The sequence below is a fragment of the Candidatus Obscuribacterales bacterium genome (assembly GCA_036703605.1).
Lineage (GTDB): Bacteria > Cyanobacteriota > Cyanobacteriia > RECH01 > RECH01 > RECH01.
In genome coordinates this window covers 1-6,518 of the sequence record DATNRH010000295.1, presented here as the reverse complement: position 1 = coordinate 6,518, position 6,518 = coordinate 1, and the positions used below count along the sequence as shown (strand labels likewise).

Here is a 6,518-nt window from a genome sequence, read left to right as displayed (position 1 = left end):
TCACCCCACGGGCGATCGCACAAAATTTACCCATGATCAGCTTGTCGCCCATGAAGGGATAGTGGTAGAGCACTCGCCGCTCAAAGTTTTCGGAGTCTTCCGGGTCGTCGTAATAGGTATAGTCCCCGATGATGATGTGGGGATTGGAGACAGTATTTTTGATGAAACACACCTGAGGGAAGCCAGGCATCGGGTGAGGGTTGGTTGGATCAGGGTAGGACATAGGTCATCCTGAATCAAGAGAGCGGCATGGTTAGGGCGATCGCCCAAGAATTCAATCCACAATCTGCGTTCGTAAGGTGCTGGGGATGTCAGAATAGGAGACATAGGCCAGCTTTCGCTAGTCTACCTGTTCGGTGTTGCTGAATAGTAATATGACTCCGCACATGTTTGCAGGAAGTTTCAGTGCTTCTCGTTCAAGGTTCACACCCTGATGCAGCAACACTCCTTGTTCTTTGCTACTGATTGAGTAATCCCTATGCCTCCTCGTTGGCCTCGAAAACCCGATCGCGCCGATCCAGCCTTTCGTAAGCTGGATGATCGCATGAACTTTGCCACCCATGTGGCCCTTTTTGCGGCTAGCAATTCGGGTGTTTGGTTTGTGCGCACGCTCCAGTTTCAAGACTGGGGTTGGACTGTTTGGCTAACCGGAGGTTGGCTGACCGCATTAGTGATCCATGGGCTATACATTTTTGCGATCGCTGATTACTCGGTCTCAACTGAAGCAACAAGCGGGAAGGGTTTTGCAAAGAAGTAGTACTCCTATCCCATAAGTCTTGCTGATTCCATAGTCCTATTCTTTACGGAGGTCACCCCATGACCCATCCAATCTCTAATGAAGCCATTGAAAAACTAGCAGCAGAAATTGGAGACCAGATCTATATCGATGTAGCTAAGTGGCATCTGTATTTACGAGATGCTAAGTTACATACAACCCTATCTGAACAACTTTATCCATTGCTCGAATCAGATCCAATCGATGCATCGGCTGTTGAACAGATTTTGGCAAGTACTATGATCACCCTAGGGGAACAGCGGCAGGTGCCGTTATCTGATCTGGTACCAACCCGCATTCAAAGCCGTTTAGTGGACTTATTGGAAGACTATCAGCGCAAGCTGTAGGTTTTGGGCAACAGCTAGTGTTCAGCTTTTTTCCATGAATTTGAAAGAAAGTTAGGACGACATAGGGCGGGCCATGGCCCGCCCTACTCATTGAATGGCGTTGCTGAATCGATCGATGATTTGCCCTCATCCCCAACCCTTCTTCCTGGGGAGAAGAGTTGGGGAGAGGACGGATTTAGGACTTCATCCTTGTATGCAGCAACGCCCCTTGAGTTAGATTATGAGCCGCCGTACCACTCTTGCTGCCACTGCTCCATCTGATCAATTTCCGCTTGTTGAGTCGTGAGAATTTCCTGCGCCATTTCCTGGATGCGAGAGCGATTGCTCTTTTCCAAGGCCTCCTGCGCCATCACCAACGCTCCCTCATGGTGAGGAATCATCGCGTTTAGGAAACGGAGATCAAATTCATCATCCGCTTCACCCAAATCGGCAACCATCCTCATGCGGCTTTCCATTTGTCTCGTCATTGCCATGTCGTGGCCCATCTCTTCATCCCACATCATGGCTTCCTCACCCGCATCGGGATACCATCTTTCGCGCCAGCTAAGAAGCTGACGTATTTCTTTCCGCTGGGTATCAAGGATGCTCTGGGCTAGGGTTTGAATCTCAGGACGTTCGGACTTTTCTAAGGCTTCTCGTGCCATCACGACAGCGCCCCGATGATGAGGAATCATGCTGTCAATAAACCGTAGATCGAAGTTTCTATCCTTAGGCCCCAAGGTCATCGCATGAGCTGCACTATTGTCGGATTCTGAATCGGCAGCGCTATTAGCAGCGCTATCAACAGCGCTGTCGGCTGGCTGTCCCTCGCCAGATGGAGCACTGGCTTGATTGGCGCAGCCAACGACAGCAACGCTAGCAACAAGGGCGATCGCTAGCAATGGCTTCTTTAGAGTAGACATGACAGTCATAGGGCAGTTTCTGAATCCGATAGGGTATGGGAGGGTTGAGCAACGAGAATATCTCATACCACAACCCTCCGCCTATCTTAGATCATCCATCATTCGTTGGGGAGGACACGCTCAAAACCGCCTGCCAGACCGCGATCGGGCTGGCGTAACCGCACCTCCTCTTCCAATGGCCCCAGGGCACAGGGGTTGGGAGCATCCCAGCACAGATCAACGCCTACATCAATGGGATGAACATAGGATATATCCTGCATTTGCGCCGTGGTCACCCTTGCCGGGGGGAGGGGAGGCGGTAGCAGCAGGTGTGGATACCCATGGACTGTGGTGACCGCTACGATCGCTCCTACCAATCCCACCGATATCCATGGCCATGGTCCTCCTAGCTGTAGCTCTGGTCGAGGGAGGCGCTGCCAACGGGGTTCAATCCAGGCGTGGCCGAGCCAAGCGATCGCCATGGCTGGAATTAAAATTAAGTAGCCTAGCCCAAAGCGGATCAGGGGCGACAAGATGAGGGTGAAGGCACTGCCCAATAGTCCTAAAGCACTCACCCAGATGGGCCCACGGATGACGGCGCGGTAGGGCGATCGCCACCATCGATGGAGCAGTAACACGGTCGCCACCGTTGATAGAAGACCTAAGCCAAGAAGCAGCTTATTGGTGATGCCGAGGGAAATCCATTCCCGAAACACCCAGGGCAGCCAAGGTGTACCTTCGGGGGGTGATCCAAACCAAAGCTGCCAGCCATGGATCTGGGCACGGGCTTCTTCGCCGGCATCTTGGGGGAGGCTCCAGGGTAAATCGAGACACATGACGGAGGAGGGGTAGAGAGGGCAGCCGGAGGTCAGCCAACCAAAGAGGGTGATGGGTAGCAGAATCATGGCGACGAGTCCTAGTCCTACCAAGAGCGATCGCGGTTTTTGGTAGTAGCGTCCTACAAAAAACAGGCCGCCGATGGCTAGCAAGGGTAATCCGCTGAGCTTGACCGTGACGGCCGCTGCACCTAGTCCCAGAATGATAAAGGCGAGTCCATCTGCTGTCATGGGATTTTGCTCATCACTGATCAGCAGAAAGCTAGCTAGAAGAATGGCCAGCAGGATGATGGGGATATCTGGGGATGGCGATACGACAATCTCCATCATCAGAGTTGAGCCGAAAAATAGGGCAATCAGCAGTCCTAAGCTGCTGGCTCCAAACCAGTCTGGAATGGTTGCTTTTGAGGATACAATCCGAGTTAAAACTGCCCAGCCTTGCAGCAGCAGCAGCCAGAGTAAAAATCCATTGGCGATCGCTGTTCCTCGGCCATCCAGCACCATAGGGTTGAAGGGGGCAGCTAGGGCAAACCAAGATGAAGCAAAGCCAAAGCGATCGTGAATCAGGGCTACACCTACTACCGTGCCGTAGTCGGCCAGCCAGCGAAGGGTGCCGTAGTGATATAGGCCTGTATCAATCCAGGTGACGGGCTGCACGGCGGCGGCGGCGGCGAGGAGGGCCAGTACTCCCATTCCCAGACCTTGCTTCCAGCCGATGGCTTGTCTAAGGGTTTGCAGGTCATGACGTACAGAGGATTGTTTGAAGGCGATCGCCGCTAGACCGCCGCCTACGGCTAGACCAACTAGGGGTGACAGGGGAAGCCATAGACTCATGGAAAAGAGAGCGATCGCTATCCCCAACACCCCCAGCCAAGTGATCAGTACGGCCTCAGGCTGGAAGGGGCACATCAACCGATTAGCCGGGTGTGCATCGTCTGGCACTAATGAAAGATGAACTCCAGCTCGATGGGCCAACCCAAGACCAATGGGTACACACAGCAGCAACAGAAGAACCCACATCACCAAAAAGTAGAGCATACGTCACACCACAGAAGAGGACAGCAGAGCATACAACTAGTCCAGATCGCTCGACCACCTCTAGTGTGCCTTAGTTAAGAATGGCATTGGGCAGTGGTGCGGCTGGGATGATGGCCAGTTGGCTACTGTAGGCCGGCAGGGTAAGCTGCAGTTCCCCTTGGGTGACAGTGAGAGAGGCGATCGCTTCATCTTGCACCGTTTCGCTAAACTCCCAGAGCGTACCCGTGCCATCGCTAACCAAGGCGGATAGATCGACGGTGAGGGGATGAGCTTGGGGCTGATCATTCACCAGCAGCAGGTTGATCTGGTTTTGGTCATCTCGGGTGGCGATCGCCATCACCGCGTCATCACTGATCCCGGTTAACAGAACCGGTCGCCCCCCTTGTAAGGCGCGAGTACCCATCCGCAGGGCGTAGTAGCTCAGGCGGCGATGTCCTTCCGCATCGATTAACCCGGCAAAGTCTCCCCGCCCCCAGTCATACAGAGAAAACAAGTGGCTACCGTAGACATAGGTGTCTCCCGGTTGCGACATGCGAATCATGTTTTTAATCAGATTCAAGGAAAAGGAAAGATCATCGTAGCCGTCGGTATAGGTACCCCATTCTCCCAACCATAGGGGCGATCGCTCATGGATCGTTCCCTGCATCCAGCTACGTACTTGACGCACATAGGCGGAAATATCCCAGTCATAGTTATGGACATTGACCTGATCAAAGTAAGTAGGAATTGTATCTAACGTATCTAATGGCCATAGACTATGTCCTACAGTTTTCGGTGCATGAATATGAAAGTCTCGTCCCGGTAGATAGGTTTGGTAAACATGGGCGATCGCATCGGCTCCTACGCGGACGAGCTCAAAATAGTCCGATTGATCGCCGCCCCAACCTTGCTGGCGATTATCCGGCTCGTTGTGCAGTTCAAAGTCGTCTACCTGATAATCATGACGCACATTCAGCCAATAGACTGTAGCAAACACATGCTGCCACCATTCATTCCAATCCTCTTCTGTACGCGGTGGATTGAGTTGCAGTGCCCAGTCTGGATCCCAACCTGGATCGCTATTGCGCAGGGTGAGCACTGGACGAATATGTCCCTCTTTCAGGGTTGAAAATAGCGTGCTGGCGCTGCCCTGCCACAGCTCGGTCGGATCACCAGAAAAGGCATAGTCGCTGCCGCCTTCTGGCTGGGTCATCACCCGATCCCACCAATCCCAGTTAACCACATCAGGGTTAGCCTTAATCTGAGCAATGGAGGGATAGCCATAGATGCCATCATCGTCCTCGGTTTCCCAGCGAGACATGCCCCCGTAAATGCGATAGGTATTGAGCCCTAGGTCTTCTAGATCAGATAGGTTAAAGTCTACATTCCCTTCACAGGCTCCGATATACTGGGTACTCGCACCTAGGGAGCGATCGTATAGTTTTAAGGTGGCGATCGCTGGGCTCGTTTGATCAGCAAGCGCTAGCTCCGTCATCCCACCCGCTAGCATCAGTCCTAACCCCAGCAAAAAGGGTAGAACGATCTTGACTAGGATTTGTCCTAGCAGTCTCCAGATAGATGGATGGCGGATAAGCTGCGAGACATTCATCATAGTGAGTCCATAGGCAACGGTTGATCGGATGACCAGTGTAGAGGCGGATGGAGGAGTCCTTTTTGAGAAGGAGAAGACTGAATCTCTAAGGGATACTGATGCCACTGAAAAGCATAGGTTGCTTCCCAGTCTGGCGAAAAAATGCCGGGATTAATAAAGTAAATTCCTTGTGCTAGATCTAGTCGTTCAATATGTAAATCTAGGGTATGCGGAACGGTGATGTCTGTCGGCAATGGGTTGATGATGATTTCTGTATCTAGATAAATGTGACCTGATGCATCACTGAGACTGATGGTAAACAGAGCAGACTCTAGGGACGCTTTCAGTTGATAGTGAATGGTAATCGTCACACGATCGCCACAATGGAGTTCCGCAGGATCCAAGGTCACATCCAGAAGCTGAAGAATAGGAGATGCCCATGGTTCAGGGGGCTCGTCTGCGGGTGGAGGTGATGAGTCGATACATTTTTGTAGATAGATAGTTGGATGGACGATCGCTTTTGGATGATCTGGGGCGATCGCTTCTAGGTGAGGATAGGCAGAAAGGCGATCGCCTTTGACAAATATGAAACTATTTTGGGCGTACCAAGGCTGCACGGCCGGATCCTCCCAAAGGCGATCGCGCAGAATATCTAAAACCAGATAATTATGGGACTGGAAGCGCTGAATCCAATAGTCTGGCCATTGTTCGTTGACATGATGGGTGCCGCCCTGGTGGGGAATGGCTGCTGAAAATAGAATCACATCACTGAGTTGAACCAGGGATTCCACAAAGCGATCGGCGCTCTCCTCGGACAAATGCTCAGCCACCTCTAGGGACAGAGCCAGGTCAAACCTGCGTTCAAGCTGCAGGGGTTGGCTTAAATCGGTGGCGATGAAGCGGTCTTGAGGAATTTGTAACGTATCTGGCTGAACATAGTCGCCATCAAGACCCAAGATATCGTTCACCCCCTCAGCTTGAAACACCGATAGCCAGGATCCATCCCCGCAGCCCACATCAACCACACTATTAGGATGAATCCATTGCAAGATTAACGGCACCATGACTTGA

7 protein-coding genes are annotated in these 6,518 nt (G+C 52.2%); 2 read left to right on the top strand and 5 right to left on the bottom strand.

What is annotated here, in order from left to right; genetic code table 11:
* Nucleotides 1–223: hypothetical protein (locus tag V6D20_06230; GenBank protein ID HEY9815383.1), on the bottom strand; the 223-nt coding region annotated here is incomplete at its 3' end.
* A 255-nt stretch (nucleotides 224–478) separates the two neighbouring features.
* Here V6D20_06230 and V6D20_06225 point away from each other — a divergent pair.
* Both V6D20_06225 and V6D20_06220 read left to right on the top strand, forming a co-directional pair.
* Entirely contained in the window at nucleotides 479–757 is a 279-nt protein-coding gene (locus V6D20_06225; GenBank protein HEY9815382.1) for a 2TM domain-containing protein, read from the top strand.
* A gap of 59 nt (nucleotides 758–816) precedes the next feature.
* Nucleotides 817–1,122 carry a DUF3181 family protein gene (locus V6D20_06220; protein HEY9815381.1) on the top strand — a complete coding sequence of 102 codons (306 nt, stop codon included), beginning with the start codon at nucleotides 817–819 and terminating at the stop codon, nucleotides 1,120–1,122.
* 218 nt (nucleotides 1,123–1,340) lie between these two features.
* On the opposite strand, the gene V6D20_06215 is transcribed toward V6D20_06220, so the two are convergent.
* The 4 genes from V6D20_06215 to V6D20_06200 form a co-directional block, all read right to left on the bottom strand.
* A complete protein-coding gene (locus V6D20_06215; GenBank protein HEY9815380.1) occupies nucleotides 1,341–2,024 on the bottom strand; it encodes a DUF305 domain-containing protein in 684 nt (227 codons plus the stop codon).
* A 98-nt stretch (nucleotides 2,025–2,122) separates the two neighbouring features.
* A complete protein-coding gene (locus tag V6D20_06210; protein ID HEY9815379.1) occupies nucleotides 2,123–3,877 on the bottom strand; it encodes a hypothetical protein in 1,755 nt (584 codons plus the stop codon).
* A 70-nt stretch (nucleotides 3,878–3,947) separates the two neighbouring features.
* Nucleotides 3,948–5,468 carry a hypothetical protein gene (locus tag V6D20_06205; GenBank protein ID HEY9815378.1) on the bottom strand — a complete coding sequence of 507 codons (1,521 nt, stop codon included), beginning with the start codon at nucleotides 5,466–5,468 and terminating at the stop codon, nucleotides 3,948–3,950.
* Nucleotides 5,465–6,518 (bottom strand): methyltransferase domain-containing protein (locus V6D20_06200; protein ID HEY9815377.1); only part of this gene is annotated, 1,054 nt, incomplete at its 5' end. The genes V6D20_06205 and V6D20_06200, both read right to left, overlap by 4 nt.